The organism is Streptomyces sp. NPDC060002 (genome assembly GCF_042737245.1).
Lineage (GTDB): Bacteria > Actinomycetota > Actinomycetes > Streptomycetales > Streptomycetaceae > Streptomyces.
The window spans coordinates 219,268-242,036 of sequence record NZ_JBHWUW010000005.1 but is presented as its reverse complement, the minus strand read 5'-3'; the positions used below and the strand labels follow the sequence as shown (position 1 = coordinate 242,036).

General features: G+C 68.2%; 20 protein-coding genes. 9 read left to right on the top strand and 11 right to left on the bottom strand.

Annotated elements, in window-relative coordinates; genetic code table 11:
• Positions 1 to 2: 2 nt before the first annotated feature.
• From gyrA to dnaA, 7 genes are all read right to left on the bottom strand, one after another.
• The gene (gene gyrA, locus ACFWBD_RS07805) at positions 3 to 2,597 is read right to left on the bottom strand and encodes a DNA gyrase subunit A (protein WP_385664126.1); all 2,595 of its coding nucleotides are present in this window, start codon (positions 2,595 to 2,597) and stop codon (positions 3 to 5) included.
• A 42-nt stretch (positions 2,598 to 2,639) separates the two neighbouring features.
• Entirely contained in the window at positions 2,640 to 4,724 is a 2,085-nt protein-coding gene (gene gyrB / locus ACFWBD_RS07800; RefSeq protein WP_385664123.1) for a DNA topoisomerase (ATP-hydrolyzing) subunit B, read from the bottom strand.
• 374 nt (positions 4,725 to 5,098) lie between these two features.
• Positions 5,099 to 5,635 (bottom strand): DUF721 domain-containing protein, encoded by a 537-nt coding sequence (locus ACFWBD_RS07795; RefSeq protein ID WP_385664120.1) that lies wholly within the window; start codon positions 5,633 to 5,635, stop codon positions 5,099 to 5,101.
• Complete coding sequence (recF, locus tag ACFWBD_RS07790; RefSeq protein ID WP_385664117.1) at positions 5,632 to 6,753, bottom strand: DNA replication/repair protein RecF; 1,122 nt, start codon at positions 6,751 to 6,753, stop codon at positions 5,632 to 5,634. Before recF ends, ACFWBD_RS07795 begins: the two co-directional genes overlap by 4 nt.
• A 52-nt stretch (positions 6,754 to 6,805) precedes the next feature.
• Complete coding sequence (gnd, locus tag ACFWBD_RS07785) at positions 6,806 to 7,681, bottom strand: phosphogluconate dehydrogenase (NAD(+)-dependent, decarboxylating) (RefSeq protein ID WP_385664114.1); 876 nt, start codon at positions 7,679 to 7,681, stop codon at positions 6,806 to 6,808.
• 201 nt (positions 7,682 to 7,882) lie between these two features.
• Positions 7,883 to 9,013, bottom strand: a complete 1,131-nt coding sequence (gene dnaN / locus ACFWBD_RS07780; protein WP_385664111.1) for a DNA polymerase III subunit beta — start codon at positions 9,011 to 9,013, stop codon at positions 7,883 to 7,885.
• 1,217 nt (positions 9,014 to 10,230) lie between these two features.
• On the bottom strand, positions 10,231 to 12,234 hold the full coding sequence (dnaA, locus tag ACFWBD_RS07775) for a chromosomal replication initiator protein DnaA (protein ID WP_385664108.1): 2,004 nt from the start codon (positions 12,232 to 12,234) through the stop codon (positions 10,231 to 10,233).
• Positions 12,235 to 12,611: 377 nt separating this feature from the next.
• Between dnaA and rpmH the strand changes: the two genes are divergently transcribed.
• From rpmH to ACFWBD_RS07730, 9 genes are all read left to right on the top strand, one after another.
• Positions 12,612 to 12,749: a 50S ribosomal protein L34 gene (gene rpmH, locus ACFWBD_RS07770; protein WP_078850492.1), complete on the top strand. Its 138-nt coding sequence runs from the start codon at positions 12,612 to 12,614 to the stop codon at positions 12,747 to 12,749.
• A gap of 21 nt (positions 12,750 to 12,770) precedes the next feature.
• Positions 12,771 to 13,142: a ribonuclease P protein component gene (gene rnpA / locus ACFWBD_RS07765; protein WP_385664105.1), complete on the top strand. Its 372-nt coding sequence runs from the start codon at positions 12,771 to 12,773 to the stop codon at positions 13,140 to 13,142.
• Entirely contained in the window at positions 13,139 to 13,498 is a 360-nt protein-coding gene (yidD, locus tag ACFWBD_RS07760) for a membrane protein insertion efficiency factor YidD (RefSeq protein WP_385664102.1), read from the top strand. The genes rnpA and yidD overlap by 4 nt, the downstream gene beginning before the upstream one ends.
• Before the next feature lie 3 nt (positions 13,499 to 13,501).
• A complete protein-coding gene (yidC, locus tag ACFWBD_RS07755) occupies positions 13,502 to 14,785 on the top strand; it encodes a membrane protein insertase YidC (protein WP_385664099.1) in 1,284 nt (427 codons plus the stop codon).
• Between the two features lie 15 nt (positions 14,786 to 14,800).
• Entirely contained in the window at positions 14,801 to 15,313 is a 513-nt protein-coding gene (locus tag ACFWBD_RS07750; RefSeq protein WP_384112345.1) for a protein jag, read from the top strand.
• Positions 15,314 to 15,431: 118 nt separating this feature from the next.
• A complete protein-coding gene (gene rsmG, locus ACFWBD_RS07745; RefSeq protein ID WP_385664097.1) occupies positions 15,432 to 16,148 on the top strand; it encodes a 16S rRNA (guanine(527)-N(7))-methyltransferase RsmG in 717 nt (238 codons plus the stop codon).
• A 250-nt stretch (positions 16,149 to 16,398) separates the two neighbouring features.
• Complete coding sequence (locus tag ACFWBD_RS07740; RefSeq protein ID WP_385664197.1) at positions 16,399 to 17,472, top strand: AAA family ATPase; 1,074 nt, start codon at positions 16,399 to 16,401, stop codon at positions 17,470 to 17,472.
• The gene (locus tag ACFWBD_RS07735) at positions 17,469 to 18,569 is read left to right on the top strand and encodes a ParB/RepB/Spo0J family partition protein (RefSeq protein WP_385664094.1); all 1,101 of its coding nucleotides are present in this window, start codon (positions 17,469 to 17,471) and stop codon (positions 18,567 to 18,569) included. Before ACFWBD_RS07740 ends, ACFWBD_RS07735 begins: the two co-directional genes overlap by 4 nt.
• Positions 18,570 to 18,895: 326 nt before the next feature.
• Positions 18,896 to 19,513 (top strand): GNAT family N-acetyltransferase, encoded by a 618-nt coding sequence (locus tag ACFWBD_RS07730; protein WP_385664091.1) that lies wholly within the window; start codon positions 18,896 to 18,898, stop codon positions 19,511 to 19,513.
• 91 nt (positions 19,514 to 19,604) lie between these two features.
• Here ACFWBD_RS07730 and trxA read toward each other — a convergent pair whose 3' ends face one another.
• The 4 genes from trxA to sigM all read right to left on the bottom strand — a co-directional run bounded on the left by trxA (position 19,605) and on the right by sigM (position 22,755).
• The gene (trxA, locus tag ACFWBD_RS07725; protein WP_351761935.1) at positions 19,605 to 19,937 is read right to left on the bottom strand and encodes a thioredoxin; all 333 of its coding nucleotides are present in this window, start codon (positions 19,935 to 19,937) and stop codon (positions 19,605 to 19,607) included.
• Positions 19,938 to 19,978: 41 nt separating this feature from the next.
• Positions 19,979 to 20,947 (bottom strand): thioredoxin-disulfide reductase, encoded by a 969-nt coding sequence (trxB, locus tag ACFWBD_RS07720; RefSeq protein WP_385664088.1) that lies wholly within the window; start codon positions 20,945 to 20,947, stop codon positions 19,979 to 19,981.
• 177 nt (positions 20,948 to 21,124) lie between these two features.
• On the bottom strand, positions 21,125 to 22,033 hold the full coding sequence (locus tag ACFWBD_RS07715) for a hypothetical protein (protein ID WP_385664086.1): 909 nt from the start codon (positions 22,031 to 22,033) through the stop codon (positions 21,125 to 21,127).
• Positions 22,030 to 22,755, bottom strand: coding sequence for an RNA polymerase sigma factor SigM (sigM, locus tag ACFWBD_RS07710; protein ID WP_385664083.1), 726 nt, complete (start codon positions 22,753 to 22,755; stop codon positions 22,030 to 22,032). The genes ACFWBD_RS07715 and sigM overlap by 4 nt, the downstream gene beginning before the upstream one ends.
• Positions 22,756 to 22,769 lie beyond the last annotated feature (14 nt).

Genomic DNA, 22,769 nt, shown 5'->3' with positions numbered 1-22,769 from the left:
TGCTACTCGGACGAGGGCGACTCACCCTCGTCCGTGCCGGTGGTCGTGGCTGCCTCGACGGGCTCGTCCACGGCGACCTCGCCGTCGACCTCCTCCGCCTCGCGCCCCGCCTCGGCGTTACGTGCGATACCGACGACGGCATCGCGCTTGCCCAGGTTGATCAGTTGGACGCCCATGGTGTCACGGCCCGTCTCCCTGACCTCGTTGACTCGCGTACGAATCACACCGCCGGACAGCGTGATGGCGAGGATCTCGTCGGTCTCCTCGACCACCAGCGCGCCGACGAGCGAGCCGCGATCCTCGACGATCTTGGCAGCCTTGATACCCAGGCCGCCGCGACCCTGGACGCGGTACTCGTCGACGGCGGTCCGCTTCGCGTACCCGCCGTCTGTGGCAGTGAACACGAACGTACCGGGTCGAACAACATTCATCGAGAGCAGCTGGTCTCCCTCACGGAAGCTCATGCCCTTGACACCCGAGGTGGCACGGCCCATGGGCCGCAGGGATTCGTCCGTGGCGGTGAACCGGATCGACTGCGCCTTCTTGCTGATCAGAAGCAGATCGTCGTCGGCCGAGACGAGTTCGGCTCCGATCAGTTCGTCGTCGGAACCGTCCTCCGTCTCACGGAGGTTGATCGCGATGACACCACCGGCACGCGGCGAATCGTAATCCTTCAGAGGCGTCTTCTTGACCAGTCCGCCCTTGGTGGCCAGGACCAGGTAGGGCGCCGCCTCGTAGTCGCGGATCGCGAGGATCTCGGCGATCGACTCGTCCGGCTGGAAGGCGAGCAGGTTCGCGACGTGCTGGCCACGCGCGTCGCGGCCGGCGTCGGGCAGCTCGTACGCCTTCGCCCGGTACACACGGCCCTTGTTGGTGAAGAACAGCAGCCAGTGGTGCGTGGTCGAGACGAAGAAGTGGTCGACGATGTCGTCTTCCTTGAGCTTCGCCCCGCGCACGCCCTTGCCGCCGCGCTTCTGGGAGCGGTAGTCGTCCGCCTTCGTGCGCTTGACGTAGCCACCGCGCGAGATGGTGACGACGATGTCCTCCTCGGCGATCAGGTCCTCGATGGACATGTCGCCGTCGTAGGGCACCAGCATCGTCTTGCGGTCGTCACCGTACTTCTCGACGATCGCGGCCAGTTCCTCGCTCACGATGCCGCGCTGGCGGACCGGCGAGGCCAGGATCGCGTTGTACTCGGTGATCTTCGCCTGGAGTTCGTCGTGCTCCTGGATGATCTTCTGGCGCTCCAGGGCGGCCAGTCGGCGCAGCTGCATCTCGAGGATGGCGTTGGCCTGGATCTCGTCGATCTCCAGGAGCGCCATCAGGCCCGTGCGCGCGATGTCGACGGTGTCGCTGCGCCGGATCAGCGCGATGACCTCGTCGATGGCGTCCAGGGCCTTCAGCAGGCCGCGCAGGATGTGCGCCCGCTCCTCGGCCTTGCGCAGCCGGAAGCGCGTACGGCGGACGATGACCTCGATCTGGTGCGTCACCCAGTGGCGGATGAACGCGTCGAGGGACAGGGTGCGCGGAACGCCGTCGACCAGGGCGAGCATGTTCGCGCCGAAGTTCGACTGCAGGTCCGTGTGCTTGTACAGGTTGTTCAGGACGACCTTGGCGACCGCGTCCCGCTTCAGGACGATGACCAGGCGCTGACCGGTGCGCGACGACGTCTCGTCACGGACGTCCGCGATGCCGCCGACCTTGCCGTCCTTCACCAGGTCGGCGATCTTCTGCGCGAGGTTGTCGGGGTTGACCTGGTAGGGCAGCTCCGTGACCACCAGGCACTGGCGGTTCTGGATCTCCTCGACCGCGACGACCGCCCGCATGGTGATGGAGCCGCGGCCCGTGCGGTACGCCTCCTCGATGCCCTTGCGCCCGACGACGAGCGCGCCGGTCGGGAAGTCGGGGCCCTTGATGCGCTCGATGAGGGCGTCCAGCAGCTCCTCGTGCGAGGCTTCCGGGTTCTCCAGGTACCACTGGGCGCCGGACGCGACCTCGCGCAGGTTGTGCGAGGGGATGTTGGTCGCCATGCCGACCGCGATACCGGCCGAACCGTTGATCAGCAGGTTCGGGAAGCGGGCCGGCAGGACGGTCGGCTCCTGGGAGCGGCCGTCGTAGTTGTCCGTGAAGTCGACGGTCTCCTCGTCGATGTCGCGGACCATCTCCATGGACAGCGGCATCATCTTGCACTCGGTGTACCGCATGGCGGCCGCCGGGTCGTTGCCGGGAGAACCGAAGTTGCCGTTGGAGTCCACCAGCGGCATCCGCATCGACCAGTGCTGCGCGAGGCGGACCAGCGCGTCGTAGATCGAGGAGTCGCCGTGCGGGTGGTAGTTGCCCATGACGTCGCCGACGACGCGGGCACACTTGTAGAAGCCCTTCTCGGGCCGGTAGCCGCCGTCGTACATGGCGTACAGGACGCGGCGGTGGACGGGCTTGAGGCCGTCGCGGACGTCCGGCAGCGCACGGGAGACGATGACGGACATCGCGTAGTCGAGGTACGAGCGCTGCATCTCCGTCTCGAGCCCGACGGGCTCGATGCGCATCACGACGTCGCCGCCCTCTTCAGGGGTGACGGGAGTGTTCTCGTCGGTCATTGCTGGTGGGGATCCTTTCTGATGCGGTCAGCTGAGACCGACTCAGATGTCGAGGAAACGGACGTCCTTGGCATTGCGCTGGATGAAGGCGCGACGCGCTTCGACGTCCTCGCCCATCAGGACCGAGAACAGGTCGTCGGCCTGGGCGGCGTCGTCGAGGGTGACCTGGCCGAGGACGCGGTGCTCTTGGTCCATGGTGGTGATGCGCAGCTCCTCGGCGTTCATCTCGCCGAGGCCCTTGAAGCGCTGGATCGAGTCCTCGCGCACGCGCTTGCCGCGCTGGCGGCCCATCTCGAGCAGCGCGTCGCGCTCCCGGTCGGAGTACGCGTACTCGATGTCCTCCCGGCCCCACTTGATCTTGTAGAGCGGGGGGCGGGAGAGGAACACGTGCCCGGCCTCGACCAGTGGCCGCATGAAGCGGAACAGGAAGGTCAGCAGCAGGGTGTTGATGTGCTGGCCGTCGACGTCGGCGTCCGCCATCAGAATGATCTTGTGATAGCGGAGCTTGGAGATGTCGAAGTCCTCGTGCACACCGGTGCCGAAGGCGGAGATCAGCGCCTGGATCTCCTGGTTCTGCAGGATCTTGTCGATCCGCGCCTTCTCGACGTTGAGGATCTTGCCCCGGATCGGGAGGATCGCCTGGTACTGCGGGTTGCGGCCGGACTTGGCCGAACCGCCGGCGGAGTCACCCTCGACGATGAAGATCTCGCACTTGATGGGGTCGTTCGACTGGCAGTCGGAGAGCTTGCCCGGCAGGGACGCCGACTCCAGCAGACCCTTGCGGCGGGTCAGGTCGCGGGCCTTGCGGGCCGCCACGCGCGCGGTGGCCGCCTGGATGCCCTTGCGGACGATGTCCGCCGCCTCCACGGGGTTGCGGTCCAGCCAGTCGTTGAGGTGCTCGTAGACCGCCTTCTGGACGAAGGTCTTCGCCTCCGTGTTGCCCAGCTTGGTCTTCGTCTGACCCTCGAACTGGGGCTCGCTCAGCTTGACGGAGATGATCGCGGTCAGACCCTCGCGGATGTCGTCACCCGTGAGGTTGTCGTCCTTCTCGCGCAGCAGCTTCTTGTCACGCGCGTACTTGTTGACCAGGTTCGTCAGCGCCGAGCGGAAGCCCTCCTCGTGCGTACCGCCCTCATGCGTGTGGATGATGTTGGCGAAGGAGTAGACGCCCTCGCTGTAACCGCTGTTCCACTGCATGGCGACTTCGAGGGAGAGGCTCCTCTCCCTGTCCTCCGCCTCGAGGTCGATCACCGTCGGGTGCACCGCCTCGCCCTTGCGGGAGTTGAGGTACTTCACGAAGTCGACGATGCCGCCCTCGTAGTGGTACGTGACGGTCTTGACCTCGTCCTTCTCGTCCGCACCCGCCTCGTCCGCCCCGGCGGTGGCCTTCGCCGACTCGCGCTCGTCGGTGAGTTTGATCGTCAAACCCTTGTTGAGGAACGCCATCTCCTGGAAGCGCCGCGAGAGCGTCTCGAAGGAGTACTCCGTGGTCTCGAAGATGTCGGCGTCGGCCCAGAAGGTGACCGATGTGCCTGTCTCGTCCGTGGCCTCCTGCTTGACGAGCGGAGCCGTCGGGACGCCCATCTTGTAGTCCTGCGTCCAGCGGTGGCCATCGGTCCTGACCTCGACCGCGACCTTGCTCGACAGGGCGTTCACGACCGAGACGCCGACGCCGTGCAGACCACCGGAGACCGCGTAGCCGCCGCCGCCGAACTTGCCGCCCGCGTGCAGCACGGTCAGCACGACCTCGAGGGCCGGCTTGCCCTCGGACGCCACGATGCCCACCGGGATACCGCGGCCGTTGTCGATGACGCGGACCCCGCCGTCGGCCAGGATCGTGATGTCGATGGTGTCCGCGTGGCCGGCCAGCGCCTCGTCGACCGAGTTGTCGACGACCTCGTACACGAGGTGGTGCAGGCCGCGCTCGCCGGTCGAACCGATGTACATACCGGGTCGCTTACGGACCGCGTCCAGACCCTCGAGGACGGTAATGGCGCTGGCGTCGTACGAGGTGGTGACCTCGCTGGTCGAGGCGGCTGCCCCGCCGCTCGCGCCGGCGTCGGTGGACGGGATGTTCTCGTTGGGGTTGCCGGAATCGGCCACGAAGCGCCCTTTCTGGCACAGCACCAGCCAGGCTCGTCGGCAGGTTGCCGGAGCGGCTGCGGCATGTTGCGTTGGTAAGCCTTGATCAGCGTTGCTCAGCTTCTCCCGGGCGGTCCCCACGTTCGGGGCGGGATTGGCTTCCAGTCTACCGGTAGCACTGACACTGATGGGGGTTTGCCGGTACCTGAGTCCGCATGTGCCGCCCTCAACCGGTCTCTTCCGGGTCCCGATATACGGAAGGGGGCTCCAAGAGGCTCACGGAGGCACTCAGCGCTTCGAGGCGTCAGCCCTTGGCTACTTGGGAGTCAGGTCCGAATTCGCACCCGCACGCAGGCACACAGGACAAAGGCCGGGCGGTCCACACAGGACCCTCCCGGCCTTGAAAAGCGTGACGCACGTCACCCGTAGGTATCGCCGGGACCCGTGCTCCCAGGGGCCCTGAGGGGGCCGTAGCGCCGCACGGGACCGCTGGGACCGAGCACCTTGAGCAGCCGCACCGCTCCGTGCCCCAGATCCTCGTTGAGGCGGGCGACGAGCGTCGGCGCGAGCAGCCGCAGGTTCGTCGCCCAGGCCGTCGAGTCACAGCGCACGATCAGCGTCCGCTCGTCCTCGTCGTACTTCTCGGGCACGCAGTGCTTGGCCACGTCCTCGCCGACGATCTCCGGCCACCGGCCCATCACACCGCCCACCGCCGCCGGCGCCTCCCACCCGCGCTCGGTGAGCAGCCGGTTGATCGCCGCGCCCAGCGCCATGGGGTCGCGGCCGTCCGCACGCGCGCCGGAGCGCAAACCGCCGCCACGCCGCGCCTGCTTCTTCTGCTGAGCCGCGTCCCCACGCGCGCGTGCCTGCTCGCGGGCCGCCCTGAGCGCCACCCGCGCGAGGTCGACGCCGGACGGCTCGGGGCCTCCCTTCGCGGCAGGCTCGTCGGCGGTCATACGCGCTCCACCGTTCCCTCGGCCACGGCGTACCTGGCCCCCGCGAGCGCATGCGGTACGTCGTCGTCGACCGCCGCCGTCACCAGCACCTGCTCACCGGGCGCCACCAGCTCGGCCAGCCGTTCGCGCCGACGGACGTCCAGCTCGGCGAAGACGTCGTCCAGGACCAGCACCGGCTCGTTGCCCTCGGCCCGCAGCAGGTCGTACGAGGCCAGCCGCAGCGCCAGCGCGTACGACCAGGACTCGCCGTGGGAGGCGTACCCCTTGGCGGGCAGCTGACCGAGTTTGAGAACCACATCGTCCCGATGCGGGCCCGCCAGGGTCACGCCCCGCTCGATCTCCTGCTTGCGGACGTCCGCGAGCGCGGCCATCAGCTGCCCGTAGAGGTCCTCACGCGTGTGTGCCTCACCGGGCGCGGACGGCTTGTACTCCAGGGCCACAGGACCGCCGCCGGGCGCCAGCTGCTCGTACGCCTTGTCGGCGAGGGGCTGAAGCGCGGCGAGCAGGTCGAGGCGCTGGGCGAGCAGCTCGGCGCCCACGCGCGCGAGGTGCTGGTCCCACACGTCGAGGGTCGACAGGTCCATGGAGCGGCCCCCGTGCCGTCGCGCGAGCGCGGCCGACTTGAGGAGCGTGTTGCGCTGCTTGAGCACCCGCTCGTAGTCCGAGCGCACGCCCGCCATCCGCGGGGAGCGCGCGGTGATCAGCTCGTCGAGGAAACGGCGCCGCTCACCGGGATCGCCCTTGATCAGCGCGAGATCCTCGGGCGCGAACAGCACGGTCCGTACGATGCCCAGCACGTCACGGGGCCTGACCTGCGAGGACCTGTTGATGCGGGCACGGTTGGCCTTGCCGGGGTTCAGCTCCAGCTCGACCAGCTGCTGCCGCTCGCCCTGCCTGATCTGCGCCCGGACGATCGCGCGGTCGGCGCCCACGCGGACCAGGGGCGCGTCCGAGGCGACCCGGTGGCTGCCGAGGGTGGCGAGGTAGCCGACGGCCTCGACGAGGTTCGTCTTGCCCTGCCCGTTGGGGCCCACGAACGAGGTGACGCCCGGGTCGAGCGGAACCTCGACCCGGGCGTACGAGCGGAAGTCGGCCAGCGACAGATGCGTGACGTGCATGGTCGTTCGCCGACCTCCCCCAGGGTTATGGATCGCGGGGCGACCCTGTGGACTACTTCTCCTCGACCGCGTGGCCGCCGAACTGGTTGCGCAGCGCCGCGATCATCTTCATCTGCGGCGAGTCCTCCTGACGGGAGGCGAACCGCGCGAACAGCGACGCCGTGATGGCGGGCAGCGGCACGGCGTTGTCGATGGCCGCCTCGACCGTCCAGCGGCCCTCGCCGGAGTCCTGCGCGAAGCCGCGCAGCTTGTCGAGGTGCTCGTCCTCGTCGAGGGCGTTGACGGCCAGGTCGAGCAGCCAGGACCGGATGACCGTGCCCTCCTGCCAGGAGCGGAAGACCTCGCGCACGTCCGTGACGGAGTCGACCTTCTCGAGGAGCTCCCAGCCCTCGGCGTAGGCCTGCATCATGGCGTACTCGATGCCGTTGTGGACCATCTTCGCGAAGTGACCGGCGCCGACCTTGCCGGCGTGCACCGCGCCGAAGTCGCCCTCGGGCTTGAGCGCGTCGAAGACGGGCTGCACCGTGGCCACGTGCTCCGCGTCGCCGCCGTACATCAGCGCGTAGCCGTTCTCCAGGCCCCAGACACCGCCGGAGACGCCGCAGTCCACGAAGCCGATGCCCTTGGCGGCCAGTTCCTCGGCGTGCTTCTCGTCGTCCGTCCAGCGGGAGTTGCCGCCGTCCACGACGACGTCGCCCGGCTCCAGCAGTTCGGCGAGCTCGTCCACGGTCGACTGGGTGGCGGCGCCGGCCGGAACCATCACCCAGACCACGCGCGGGCCCTCGAGCTTGCCCACAAGCTCTTGGAGGCTGTGGACATCGGCGAGGTCAGGGTTGCGGTCGTATCCGACGACGGTGTGGCCCGCGCGGCGGATCCGCTCGCGCATGTTGCCGCCCATCTTGCCGAGGCCGATGAGACCGAGCTCCATCAGTTGTTCCTTAGGTCGCTGTGTGGCGTGTGGGGCACTCTCGTACCCATGTCCGAGCCTAAACCCGGACGGTCACGCACACCTGTGGGCATACGCGCTCAGACGTACGACCCCACCTGGGGGTTCACCGGTGGCTTCTCCCCAGGGACCACCCCGGTCGTCCACGGCCTGTGGACGACCGGTCGGATCACGGTGCCGGCGTCAGCCGCTGAGGCGCACCGGCATGATCAGGTACTTGTAGGCCTCGTCCGCCTCCGCGTCCAGCGCCGGCTTGCCGCTGAGCAGCGCGGGCTTCGTGGACGTCGTGAAGGACAGCTGGGCGACCGGGGAGTCGATGGCGCTCAGGCCGTCCAGCAGGAAGGTCGGGTTGAAGGCGATCGAGATGTCGTCGCCCTCGAGCTGGGCGTCGACCCGCTCCACAGCCTGTGCGTCGTCGCTGGAGCCGGCCTCCAGGATGAGCACGCCCTGCTCGAAGCTGAGCCGCACCGGGGTGTTGCGCTCGGCGACCAGGGCCACTCGCTTGACGGCCTCCACGAAGGGGGCGGTCTCGATCACGGCGACGGAGTTGAACTCGGTCGGGAACAGCGTGCGGTACTTCGGGAGGTCGCCCTCCAGGAGGCGGGTCGTCGTACGCCGCCCCGCGCCCTCGAAACCGATCAGGCCCTCGCCCGAGCCGGATCCGGACAGCGCCAGGATGACGCTGTCGCCGCTCGTGAGCGCCTTGGCGGTGTCCAGGAGCGTCTTGGCGGGCACCAGGGCGACCGCGGAGGCATCCGGGTTCTCCGGCTTCCACAGGAACTCGCGGACCGCGAAGCGGTAGCGGTCGGTGGAGGCCAGCGTGACCGTGTCGCCCTCGATCTCGATGCGCACACCGGTGAGCACCGGCAGCGTGTCGTCACGGCCGGCCGCGATGGCGACCTGGGCGGCCGCGGAGGCGAAGACCTCGCCGGGGACCGTGCCCGTCGCGTTCGGCATCTGCGGCAGGGACGGGTACTCCTCCACAGGCAGTGTGTGGAGGGTGAAGCGCGAGGAGCCGCAGACCACCGTCGCCCGTACACCGTCTGTGGAGATCTCCACCGGACGGTTGGGCAGGGCGCGGCAGATGTCCGCGAGCAGGCGGCCGGAGACGAGGACCGTGCCCTCCTCCTCGACCTCGGTGTCCACGGAGACCCGCGCGGACACCTCGTAGTCGAAGCTGGACAGGCTCAGCTGGCCGTTCTCCGCCTTCAGCAGCAGGCCGGCGAGGACAGGCGCCGGCGGACGGGCCGGGAGGCTGCGTGCCGCCCAGGCCACGGCCTCCGCGAGTACGTCGCGTTCCACCCGGATCTTCACTCTTGCCGCCTCCTGCTGTTGCCGGCGCTTCTCGCCCTGCCTGGCCTTCGTCGTCTGTCTCGGTGTGGTCGGCCCCGGTGAGGGGCAGGACCAACGAGGACCAGTCTGACGCACCGCACTGACAGTCGGTGCCCCTCGGGGTCAAGTCGTGACGAGGGGCAGCCGGGCACCGAGGAGCGAGTTGTGCACAGGACCCCCTTCTAAACGGATTTCTCGCTCTCTCTAGTTGGGAGTAGTAGTAGGGCCTGTGGAAACGGTGGATAACCCTGTTTTCGCAGCTCAGAGGCGGAATTTTATCCACTGGCCCTGTGGGCGAAGGCGGTGGACAACTGGGGCCTTCTGTGGAGAACAGAAAGTTCTGCACACACCGTGCACAGGCTGAGGCGAGTTCTCCCCAGCGGCGTCCCCAGGTTTACCCACGTTTCCCACAGGCCAACCCGGCACCTTCGTGTGACGCCTTTCACTCGACTCGGTGAGGAGGCGCGCCGTGTTGCCGAACAGTGGACAGACATGTGGAGAAGCCGGAGATCGCTGGGGACAACGGGCCGCAGCCTGTGGGTTACCGGTGGACAACTTCATGCACAGCCTGTGGATCATTTTTTTGTCCACAGCCTGTGGAAATCCTTCGTCCACGAATCCACAGCCAGGTGACCTGGTCCGATGGTCCCGCACCGGGAGCGCCTGTGGACACAGTCTGGACAACTTCCCAGTCCCCAGGGTGTGGACGGGAAAAAGTCGCCGAATCTGTGGAGAGCGGCCGTAACCCGGCCGGTAATCGAACAACGGCTGAGCGGTGAACGACCGTTGCCGGCCGCGGTTCGGTCCGCGGCCGGTGCCGTTCAGCGTGGATTCGGCGTGGATTCGTCGCGGGATCGGCCTCGGATCGGCCCGGGAGCGGCCCGGGAGCGGCCTGGGAGCGGCCTGGGAGCGGCCCGGGAGCGGCCTGGGAGCGGCCTGGGATCAAGCCCGGGCTCGGCCGCCGTCGGCCCGCGTGTCCGCCCCGCGCCCGGCCCCGTAGCCCTCCGCAGCCCTCTGCGTCCCGTCCCGCTGCCGTCCTGCGCCCGTCCCGTGCTGCCTCCCGCGCCCCGTCCCGCTGCCGACCCGCGCCCCGCCCCCGTGTCCGGCACCGGCGTCCGGCCCGGGAACGACAAAGGGCGCCCGCGGATCTCCCTCCGGGGGCGCCCTCAGCGACGTCCGTGACGTGCTCTGCGGTGCCGTCAGCCGTTCTTGATGCGGTTGGTCAGCTCGGTCACCTGGTTGTAGATGGAGCGCCGCTCCGCCATCAGATTGCGGATCTTGCGGTCCGCGTGCATGACCGTCGTGTGGTCACGGCCGCCGAACAGCGCGCCGATCTTCGGCAGTGAGAGGTCCGTCAGCTCGCGGCACAGGTACATGGCGATCTGCCGGGCCGTCACCAGCGCGCGCCCGCGCGAGGTGCCGCACAGGTCCTCGACCGTCAGCCCGAAGTAGTCGGCGGTTGCGCCCATGATGGCCGTCGAGGTGATCTCGGGGGCGGAGTCCTCGCCACCCGGGATCAGGTCCTTCAGGACGATCTCCGTCAGGCCCAGGTCCACCGGCTGCCGGTTGAGCGACGCGAACGCCGTCACCCGGATCAGCGCGCCCTCCAGCTCGCGGATGTTGCGCGAGATCCGGGACGCGATGAACTCCAGCACCTCCGGCGGAGCGTTCAGCTGCTCCTGCACCGCCTTCTTGCGGAGGATCGCGATCCGCGTCTCCAGCTCGGGCGGCTGCACATCGGTGATCAGGCCCCACTCGAAACGGTTCCGCAGCCGGTCCTCCAGCGTGACCAGCTGCTTGGGCGGCCGGTCGCTGGACAGCACGATCTGCTTGTTGGCGTTGTGGAGCGTGTTGAAGGTGTGGAAGAACTCCTCCTGCGTCGACTCCTTGTCCGCGAGGAACTGGATGTCGTCGACGAGCAGGATGTCCATCTCGCGGTACCGCTTGCGGAAGCTGTCGCCCTTGCCGTCGCGGATGGAGTTGATGAACTCGTTGGTGAACTCCTCGGAGCTCACGTAGCGCACGCGCGTGCCCGGGTAGAGGCTCCGCGCGTAGTGGCCGATGGCGTGCAGCAGGTGCGTCTTGCCGAGTCCCGACTCCCCGTAGATGAACAGGGGGTTGTACGCCTTAGCGGGCGCCTCGGCGACGGCGACGGCGGCGGCGTGCGCGAACCGGTTGGAGGCGCCGATGACGAACGTGTCGAAGAGGTACTTCGGGTTCAGGCGCGCCGTCGGCTCACCGGGGCCGGGCGTCGGCGAGGACTGCTTGGCCGACTGCCCGGGCCCACCCGAGCCGGGTCCGGCCGGGCCGCCGCGGTGCGGATGACCGGGGCCCGCCGACGGGTCGGACAGCTCACGCCGACCGGTGTCGCGCTGGTCGTAGTCGGAGCGCGAAGGCTCGTAGTCCGAGCGCTTCTGCCGGTACGGCGAGGGGTCGTACGGCGGCCGCTCCATCGACTGGGGACGGTAGTCCTGCGACGGCGGGCCGTAGGAGTCCTGCTGCGGCGGGGCGCCGTACGGGGCCTGCGACGCGGGCCCGCCGTACGTGTCCTGCGACGAGGGCGACGCGTAGGGGTCGCGCTCCGGGAAGCCGAGCCGCTGCTGCTGCCAGCTGTGCTCGTCCTGTTGCGGCCGGGGCCAGGCGCCGGGTTCGGGGCGCTGGTACTCCGACGGGTACGCGGGCCGCGCGGTGGGCATCTGGTCCGGGCGCGAGCCGGGAAGCTGGTCGCCGGGCGTCGGGGGCAACGGCTCGGCGCGGTGCCGGCCGTAGCCCTCGTAATGGCCTTCGTGCGACTTGTCGTAGCCGGTGTCGTACCGGCCGTCCCCCTGACCTTCGTACCGGCTGTCCTGCCCGTCATAGGGGCCGGCGGGGAGCTCGGCCTCCTCGTAGCGCGACTGCTGCTGCGCGGGCGGCGCCGGGGGTTCGCCGACGGAGTCGTCGACGGTGATCGCGATGCGGATCGGCCGCCCGCACTCACGGCTCAGCGTCTCGCTGACGATCGGGGCCAGGCGGCCTTCGAGGACGCCCTTCGCGAACTCGTTCGGTACGGCGAGCAGGGCGGTGTCGGCGACCAGCGCCAGCGGCTGGCAGCGCCGGATCCAGTGCTCGTCCTTCACCTCGACACCCTGGCCGCGGCCCTCCCCGAGGAGCTGCTCCAGTACTCGTGGCCACACTGCGGCAAGATCGGCAGGCACGTCAGCCACAGGGCACGCTCTCTCGTGGGTCCCACGAACGTGTGGTTGTGGGACGGTCGGGATTCATCTCGGGTGGGGGCAGGGACAAAGGAACGAATCGGAGTTCAGCCACGGTAGTCAGGGCGACGGCTGCGGTTCAAGTTGTTGTCCCCAGGCTGTGGATAGTGTCTCCCGTGACCGCCGGTTTGACCGAATGGCGCAGCCGCGCGTACCGTAACCAGGTCGAGTTGTCGATGGCTGCTGCCGCCTGCCTCCGATGGGCACAGATCACGTCAGGTGATCGGGAAGCGGTGCACTCGGGCGTTTAACCGCGAGCTACCTCGTGGGCGCACGGTGACAGCCAGGACGGCACCCCGCCACCACCGATTGATTTCTGGAGCCCTCGAGTGAGCAAGCGCACCTTCCAGCCGAACAACCGTCGTCGTGCCAAGACCCACGGCTTCCGCCTGCGGATGCGCACCCGTGCCGGTCGCGCGATTCTCGCGAACCGCCGCGGCAAGGGTCGCACCAACCTGTCCGCCTGAGTCTGATCAGGTCGCGACGTCGTGCTGCCTACCGAGCATCGGCTGAGGCGGCGCGAGGACTTCGCGACCGCGGTACGACGAGGTCGTCGGGCCGGCCGCCCGACCCTCGTGGTCCATCTTCGAAGCGGTGCCACGGACCCGCACGCGCCTAGGGAGAGCGCTCCCCCGACGCGTGCGGGTTTCGTCGTGAGCAAGGCCGTGGGCGGCGCGGTCGTACGCAACAAGGTGAAACGCAGACTGCGTCATCTGATGCGCGACCGAGTCACCCTGTTCCCCCCCGGTAGCCTGGTAGTCGTACGGGCGTTGCCCGGGGCGGGCGACGCCGACCACGCACAGCTGGCCCAAGACCTGGATGCCGCCCTTCAACGGCTACTGGGAGGGGGCGCGCGATGAAGTACCCGCTGCTGGCTCTGATCAAGCTCTACCAGTGGACGATCAGTCCACTGCTCGGGCCGGTGTGCAAGTACTACCCGTCGTGCTCCCACTACGGCTATACGGCCATCGACCGGCACGGCGCGATCAAGGGAACGGCACTTACCGCCTGGCGAATCCTGCGGTGCAATCCGTGGTCGCTCGGCGGCGTGGACCATGTTCCGCCGCGCAAGCGCCCGCGGTGGCACGAAATGTTGCGTGACGCCTGGCGTGCACGCAGGGGCGGGACCTCCGCCGCCGAAACGGCCACCGAAGAGAACCTTCCTTCTCCTTCGAGCCCGGCCGCAGAGACACCGTCCCATGCCCAAGGAGCATGATTAGTGGACACGATTGCCAGCCTCTTCAGCTTCATCACGACACCTGTCTCCTGGGTCATCGTCCAGTTCCACACGGTGTACGGGTCCATCTTCGGCCCCGACACCGGGTGGGCCTGGGGCCTGTCCATCGTGTCCCTGGTGATTCTGATCCGTATCTGCCTGATCCCGCTCTTCGTGAAGCAGATCAAGGCGACACGGGCCATGCAGACGCTGCAGCCCGAGATGAAGAAGATCCAGGAGCGCTACAAGAACGACAAGCAGCGTCAGTCCGAAGAGATGATGAAGCTGTACAAGGAGACGGGCACCAACCCGCTCTCCTCGTGCCTTCCCATCCTGGCGCAGTCCCCGTTCTTCTTCGCCCTTTACCACGTGCTCAACGGCATCGCCAACGGTGAAACCATTGGCGTGATCAACGAGAGCCTTCTGGCGAGCGCGCAGAAGGCGCACATCTTCGGTGCCCCGTTGGCCGCGAAGTTCACGGACAGCGCCTCGGACCTGGTGCCGTTCGACGCCTCGCTGACCAACGTCCGCATCGTCACCGCGATCATGATCGTCATGATGTCGGCGTCGCAGTTCTTCACGCAGCGCCAGCTCATGACGAAGAACGTCGACACCTCGGTGAAGACACCGTTCATGCAGCAGCAGAAGATGCTGATGTACGTCTTCCCCGTCATGTTCGCCGTCTTCGGCATCAACTTCCCCGTCGGTGTCCTCGTCTACTGGCTGACCACCAACGTGTGGACCATGGGCCAGCAGATGTACGTGATCCGCAACAACCCGACCCCGGGTTCCAAGGCTCAGGCCGCGTACCTGGAGCGTCTGTACAAGCACGTCACGCACCACGGCAAGACCCGCAGCCGCGGCGAGCGGGCCATCGTCAAGGCCATCGTGGCCAAGGGCCGCGAGCGCAACGACGCCGAGCGCAAGTTCATCAACGGTCTGACCAAGGTGGGCTTCGCCGCCCAGGCCGACGGCACCGTGATCAAGGGTGAGGCCCAGGCCGCAACCCAGGCCGAGGACGGCACGCCGACGAGCGCGGCCGCCGCCAAGCGGCAGCAGCCCAAGCGGCAGTCGAAGTCCCAGCGCCAGTCCACGGTCGCGGCGAAGGACGCCGGCGAGAGCATCTCGCTGAGCAAGTCCGATGAACCGGAGGACTCCAAGCCCTCCGGAGCCGCCGGTACGGCCAAGCAGGCCGGTCCCAAGCCCAGTGGCGGAGGCCGCAGCAAGGCCCAGTCCGGGCAGCGCAAGGGCGGCCCGCAGCGCCCCAAGTCCCCGTCCAAGAAGTAAGAAGGAGCCCATCCCGTGACGGAAGGCACCACCTCCGCCGCCGCCGAGGGTGCAGACACCCTGACCCACCTGGAGCAGGAGGGCGAGATCGCGGCGGACTACCTCGAGGGTCTGTTGGACATTGCCGATCTCGACGGCGACATCGACATGGACGTCGAGGCCGACCGCGCCTCTGTGTCGATCATCAGCGACGCGGGCCCCCGTGACCTGCTGAAGCTGGTCGGCCGGGACGGCGAGGTGTTGGAGGCGCTCCAGGAACTCACGCGCCTGGCCGTGCACCGGGAGACCGGCGACCGCAGCCGGCTGATGCTGGACATCGCGGGCTACCGTGCCCAGAAGCGTGCCGAGCTCTCCGAGCTGGGTGCCAAGGCCGCGGCCGACGCGAAGAACAGCGGTGAGCCGGTCAAGCTGGAGCCGATGACGCCCTTCGAGCGCAAGGTCGTCCACGACGCGGTCAAGGTCGCCGGGCTGCGCAGCGAGTCCGAAGGCGAGGAGCCGCAGCGCTTCGTCGTCGTCCTGCCCAACTGATTCGGTACGTACGTGTCCCCGGCCCCGTCTGTTGCGCAGACGGGGCCGATCTTTGTCAGCCCGGTAGTTCTGGTGGTCGGCGCTCGCAGCGCTGATGCGGTACGGAAGGACGGTCCCCGTGACGGAGGCAGCGGAACTCCCGCCTGCGCCTGAGGTGGCACGACAGGTATTCGGTGATCGCTTCGGTGATGCGGTCCGATACGTCGAGCTCCTGGCCGAGGCAGGCGTGCAGCGTGGGCTCATCGGCCCACGAGAGGTACCCCGCCTCTGGGAGAGGCATATGTTGAACTGCGCGGTGCTCTCCGAGGTCGTGCCCGAGGGTGTGACCGTCTGCGACGTCGGTTCGGGTGCCGGACTGCCTGGTATTCCCCTGGCGCTGGTGCGGGAGGACCTGAAGATCACCCTGCTGGAGCCGCTTCTGCGGCGGACCAACTTTCTCACCGAAGTCGTCGAGCTCCTCGGCCTGGACCATGTGACGGTCGCGCGTGGTCGTGCCGAGGAGGTCATGGGCACGATGCCGCCGGTGCATGTGGTGACCGCCCGTGCGGTGGCACCTCTGGACCGCCTGGCCACCTGGGGCATCCCGCTGCTGCGCCCTTACGGCGAGATGCTCGCCCTCAAGGGCGACACCGCCGAGGAAGAGCTGAAGAGCGCGTCCACCGCACTGAGCAAGCTCGGAGCCGTGGGCACCTCGATCCTGCATGTCGGTGAGGGTGTGGTGGATCCGCTGTCCACGGTGGTGCGGGTCGAGGTCGGGGAGAGCCCGGGTGGTGTGAGATTCGCCGCCAAGCGGGCCAAGGCCGCTCGTACCAGCCGAACGCGTCGGCGCCGCTGAGACGTACTCCACACAAGCTGCCAAACCTACGCATCACGGAGTGTCGCGAGGGGTCCGGCCGCCGACGCTGTGCATCGTGTTTCACGTGAAACGTCGCTCTCTGCTCCACGGCATCATCAGCCGCGGCCGCGCCGCAGCCGAACCCCGCGACCGCAAGCCTCTCGGTTCACTCGATGAGAGACGGGAGTTGTCCACAGAGGTGGATTTCTCCACAGAACAACAGGCCTCACTGGTTCACCACCCCGAAGCCATGGGAGGCTCTGTTCATTGCGAGCCTGAAGTCGAGGAGAGTGAATCCTTGCGGTCCAACGCCAACATCGCGGGACCGATGACCGATCCGGTCCCCGGTCCCCGTACCGAGTCGTTTGGGGAGGATGTTTCACGTGAAACACCGCCCCCGATGGACGACACCCCGATCGGTCGTGCTGCCCAACTCGCGGTGGAGGCTCTGGGCCGCGCCGGCGAGGGCCTGCCACGTCCTGAGCAGACCCGTGTGATCGTCGTCGCCAACCAGAAGGGCGGGGTGGGCAAGACGACGACGACCGTCAACCTTGCCGCGTCCCTGGCTCTACACGGTGGCCGGGTCCTGGTGGTCGACCTCGACCCCCAGGGCAACGCGTCCACCGCCCTGGGAATCGACCACCATGCCGAGGTCCCTTCCATCTATGACGTGCTGGTCGACAGTCGCCCGCTCGCGGAAGTCGTTCAGCCCGTTCCCGATGTGGAAGGCCTCTTCTGCGCTCCCGCCACGATCGATCTCGCCGGCGCGGAGATCGAGTTGGTGTCCCTGGTGGCACGCGAAAGCCGCCTCCAGCGAGCGATCCAGGCCTACGAACAGCCGCTGGACTACATTCTCATCGACTGCCCGCCGTCACTCGGCCTGCTGACGGTCAACGCGATGGTGGCCGGTGCCGAGGTCCTCATCCCGATCCAGTGCGAGTACTACGCGCTGGAAGGACTGGGGCAGTTGCTGCGCAACGTCGACCTTGTGCGGGGACATCTCAATCCCACCCTGCATGTGTCGACCATTCTGCTCACCATGTACGACGGCCGGACGCGCCTCGCGTCGCAGGTCGCGGAGGAGGTGCGCACCCACTTCGTGGAAGAGGTGCTGCGGACGAGTATTCCCCGCTCGGTCCGTATCTCCGAGGCGCCGAGCTATGGACAGACGGTGCTGACCTACGATCCGGGATCGAGCGGTGCTCTCTCCTACCTTGAGGCAGCACGAGAGCTGGCGCTGAGAGGTGTCGGGGTCAGCTACGACGCGACACACGCCCATATCGGCGCCCAGAACAACGCGAACATGGTGGAGGGCATTCAGTGAGTGAGCGACGGAGGGGGCTGGGCCGCGGTCTTGGCGCATTGATCCCTGCTGCCCCGACGGAGAAGACACCGGCGCAGGCCGCGGTGGGAGGCGGAGGCTCCATGTCCCCCGCAGCCGTACCGGTTCTGACGACGGACCGCGGGGTGGCCGCGGCGAAGGTAGCCGCGCTGCTGCCTGTTTCACGTGAAACAGAGGAGCTGTCGGCAAACAGCTCCGTGGAGATGCCCTCGCCGCCCATCGGGGCGCACTTCGCCGAGATTCCTCTCGACCACATCGCGCCGAACCCGCGTCAGCCCCGTGAGGTCTTCGACGAGGACGCGCTGCACGAGCTCGTCACCTCCATCAAGGAGGTCGGACTGCTCCAGCCGGTCGTCGTACGCCAGCTGGGCCCCGCGCGCTACGAGCTCATCATGGGTGAGCGGCGTTTCCGGGCCTGCCGCGAGGCGGGCCTGGAGGCGATCCCGGCGATCGTGCGGGCCACGGACGACGAGAAGCTTCTCCTGGACGCCCTTCTGGAGAACCTCCACCGGGCCCAGCTGAACCCGCTGGAAGAGGCGGCGGCCTACGACCAGTTGCTGAAGGACTTCAACTGCACGCACGACCAGCTGGCGGACCGCATCGGTCGATCCCGTCCGCAGGTCTCCAACACGCTGCGTCTGCTGAAGCTCTCGCCGGCGGTTCAGCGCCGGGTCGCGGCCGGAGTGCTCTCCGCCGGTCATGCCCGGGCACTGCTCTCGGTCGACGACTCGGAGGAGCAGGACCGGCTGGCTCACCGCATCGTGGCTGAGGGACTTTCGGTACGGGCCGTCGAGGAGATCGTGACCCTCATGGGGTCACGTCCGCAGACGGCTCAGCGTGCCAAGGGGCCGAGGGCCGGCGGTCGGGTCTCCCCGGCGCTGACCGACCTTGCGACCCGGCTCTCGGACCGCTTCGAAACCCGGGTGAAGGTCGACCTGGGACAGAAGAAGGGCAAGATCACCGTCGAGTTCGCCTCCATGGAGGACCTGGAGCGCATCCTCGACTCGCTCGCCCCCGGCGAAGGTCCCGTCCTGCAGAAGGGCCTCGTGGACGGCGACGCCGAGGAGTCGGAAGACTGAGCCGCGGCCTGGCCGAGCGTATGCGGCCGAGGGGCATGTGAGCGAGCCGTGTCCGGTGTGTACCGGAACACGGCTCGCCCTTTGCTTTCAGGCGGTATCGATGGAATCGCATCCTGGATACGATGCAATCGGGTTGTGGCGCATCCACCTGGCAGTACCTCGGAGCGGGAGGCGGGGGCCATGCGAACGATGAGCCGGACCGGACTGGTGAGCGCCGGGCTGGGACTGGGCGCGGTCGGCGGGTTCGTCGGCAGCCTGCTCAGGGAACGGAGCGCTCTGACTGCCGCTCGCGATGCTGCGAGCGAAGGAAGCGAGGAACAGCCTTCATGGGGCGTCGGCTCGTACCGCTCACGCTGGACAACCTTCAAGACCTTCCCAAACGCTGTCGGGCGTGTGTCTTCTGGGAACTGGACCCCGTCAGCAGTGCGGCCGCGGTAAAGGCGGGTACGCCCGCTCTGGAGAAGGAGTCCTGGATCTCCGCTGTCCTGTTGGACTGGGGGTCGTGCGGCCGGGTCGTCTACGTGGACGACGTTCCCGTGGGGTTTGTGCTCTACGCGCCGCCCGCCTACGTTCCCCGCTCGACGGCGTTCTCCACGAGCCCTGTATCGCCGGACGCCGTGCAGTTGATGACCGCGTTCATCATGCCGGGTTACCAGGGGCAGGGGCTTGGCCGCGTGATGGTCCAGACGGCCGCCAAGGATCTGCTGCAACGGGGCTTCAAAGCGATCGAGGCGTTCGGCGACGCACGCTGGAAGGAGCCGGCCTGTGTGCTCCCGGCCGATCACCTGCTGGCGGTGGGTTTCAAGACGGTGCGTCCTCATCCCGCTCATCCCCGGTTGAGGCTGGAGCTGCGGACGACGCTTTCCTGGAAGGAAGACGTGGAGATGGCGCTCGACCGGTTGCTGGGGGCGGTCCAGAAGGAGCCGGCGCTGCGCCCGCTCTGAAGGCTTCGGCAAAACAATGGGCCAACCCCTGAGGGCTGGCCCATTCGTGTTTCACGTGAAACATCAGCCGTCGGCGGGACGGCTCAGCGTGTCACTCGGAGATGAAGGTCTCCAGGTCGCGGACGAGCGCGGCCTTCGGCTTGGCGCCGACGATGGTCTTGGCGACCTCGCCATCCTGGTACACGTTCAGCGTCGGGATCGACATGACGCCGTACTTGGCGGCCGTACCCGGGTTCTCGTCGATGTTGAGCTTGACGATCTCGATCTTGTCGCCGTGCTCGGCCGCGATGGCCTCGAGCGAGGGAGCGATCTGGCGGCACGGGCCACACCACTCGGCCCAGAAGTCCACCAGGACGGGCTTGTCGCTCTTGAGGACGACCTCTTCGAAGTCGGCGTCGGTCACATTCTTCAGGGTGCCGGCCACAGGGGGCTCCTTAATTCTCTGCGCGGTGGGGCGGGAGGGGGTCAGACGGAGGTCTTCTCGGGCTCGGCCTGCTCTTCGTCCGCGAGGGCGGCGAGGTAGCGCTCGGCGTCGAGAGCGGAGGAGCAGCCGGTGCCGGCCGCGGTGATCGCCTGGCGGTAGGTGTGGTCGACCACGTCGCCGGCGGCGAAGACACCGGTCACGTTCGTCCGGGTGGAGGGAGCGACGACCTTCAGGTAGCCCTCCTCGTCCAGGTCCAGCTGACCCTTGAAGAGCTCGGTGCGCGGGTCGTGGCCGATCGCGATGAAGAGGCCGGTCACCGGGAGGTCCGAGAGCTCACCCGTCTTCAGGTTGCGCAGCTTCAGCCCGGCCAGCTTCGGGTCCCCCTCGATTTCGGCGACCTCGCTGTCCCAGACGAACTTGATCTTCGGGTCTGCGAAGGCGCGCTCCTGCATCGCCTTGGAGGCGCGCAGGGTGTCCCGGCGGTGGACGATTGTCACGGACTTGGCGAAGCGGGAGAGGAAGGTGGCCTCCTCCATCGCGGTGTCGCCGCCGCCGATCACGGCGATGTCCTGGTCCTTGAAGAAGAAGCCGTCACAGGTGGCGCACCAGGAGACACCGCGGCCGGAGAGGGCGTCCTCGTTCGGCAGGCCGAGCTTGCGGTGCTGGGAGCCGGTGGTCACGATGATCGCCTTGGCCCGGTGGATCGTGCCCGCGGTGTCCGTGACGGTCTTGATCTCACCCGTGAGGTCGACGGAGACGATGTCGTCGGGGATCAGTTCGGCACCGAAGCGCTCGGCCTGGGCACGCATGTTGTCCATGAGCTCGGGGCCCATGATGCCGTCCTGGAAGCCGGGGAAGTTCTCCACCTCGGTGGTGTTCATCAGAGCGCCGCCCGCGGTGACGGCGCCTTCGAACACGAGCGGCTTCAGCGACGCGCGCGCGGTGTACAGCGCCGCGGTGTAGCCGGCGGGCCCGGAGCCGATGATGATCACGTTACGGACGTCGCTCACGGCTTGTTTCCTCGTCTCTGGACTGCATCGGTTGAGCGGTGGGAGCTACTTGGACTCTCACCCCACCCAACGGATCCTAAGGGGCGTGCATTCCCGGTGTGTCCGGGCACACGGAGGGACGACACCATAGGGGATGCCAGGGGGACATGGCGCAGCAGCGAGACGGGACGTCGGTCGTCAGCGACGCGTGTAGGAGTTCGTCAGCAGAACCTTCGCCGGACCGGACGCCGGATGATCCACACAGGTCTTGTCCACGATGTAGGCGTCGATCCGGGTGCTGTCGGATGCGTCCGGCAGTACCACGAGCAGGGCGTCCGTCCCCTGATAGGTGCCTTCTTCGGCGGCGAGTGCCGCATCGTTGCGGCCGATGCCCTGCTGTACGCACGAAGGCACCACGGGCTGCCGGAGGACCTTGGGTGATGCGGCGCCGGGCGATGCGGCGCCGGACTCTCCCTGGATGCCCAGGCTCTGGGCGCCACGGGAGTCCGCGGCCTTGGCGAGGAGATCGGTGACCTGCCCCTCCAGCCCGCTCGCGGAGAAGCTGTCCGGCGCGGTCGACTGTTGAGCCGAACTGCCTGGCCCCCCGCCGTCCGTGAGTGACGACACCAGGACGGAACCGAGTCCCAGTGCCGCGGCGGCGAGAGCCGCTCCCAGGACAGCGATCTTGCGGCGGCCGCCCCGCTTGCGGTCCTTGCGGCCCGGGCCGGTGGTGGCGTGGGCACGCCCTGCGGGTCGGTCCGCCGGCGTTGTTGTTTCACGTGAAACATGGAGCGCGTCGGCGTCGGTCGTGACCACACCGACCGTCGGCGAGGCGTCTGCGTTCTCCGGTGCCGTGGCTTTCAGCAGCGCCTCGGCCGCGAGTGCGGCATCGATGCGGTGAGCGACGTCGTCGGGCATGTGCGGTGGGCCGGGGAGGGTATCGAGAAGGCCACGGATCTCCTCGAGCGACGCGTGGACGTCTGCGCAGAGCTCGCAGGCGTCCAGATGCCGATGCACGTCGACGCTCCGCGAGGGAGCGAGCAGGCCCTCGGTGAGGTCGGAGATCTCCGCGACGTCCGGGTGCCCGGTCGTGTCCGTCGAGGTCACGCTCGCCCACCTCCGCCCTTCACAGCAGCTGAATCGCCTGTCCCGGCGTTGCCCGGCCCCTCGTCCCGAGGATCCGCTGCCGGTGGGACGGATGTCCCCTGCGCCCGGTTCCGTCCTGTGCCGTTTTCTCTGTCGCCGCCGGTGCCGCCCGGCCGCAGATGAGTGAGGAGCGGCAGGAGTCTGGCTCTGCCACGGGCACAGCGGCTCTTCACCGTCCCGGTCGGCACGTCGAGCACGCGGGCGGCCTCGGCGACCGGGTAACCCTGCATGTCCACGAGGACGAGAGCGGCTCGTTGGTCGGGAGGGAGAGTGCCGAGCGCTTCGAGGAGCTGGCGGTGCAGGTCGTTGCGTTCGGCGGGCGCGGACGCCGACTCGTGCGGCTCGAGCAGCTGCTCCAGTCGCTCGGTGTCGTCGACCGGTGAGGTCTTGCGGGAAGCCGCTTTGCGGGCGCGGTCCAGACAGGCGTTCACGGTGATGCGGTGCAGCCAGGTAGTGACGGCGGACTGGCCGCGGAAGGTGTGGGCGGCCCGGTAGGCGGACACGAGGGCGTCCTGGACGGCGTCAGCGGCCTCCTCGCGGTCTCCCAGCGTGCGCAGGGCCACCGCCCAGAGTCGGTCGCGGTGACGCCGTACGAGCTCACCGAAGGCGTCGGGATCGCCCTCTACGTGGCGGGTGAGGAGGTCCTGATCGCTCGCTCCGTCATATCCGGCGCCTTCCGCCATCGGACCCCCTCCCT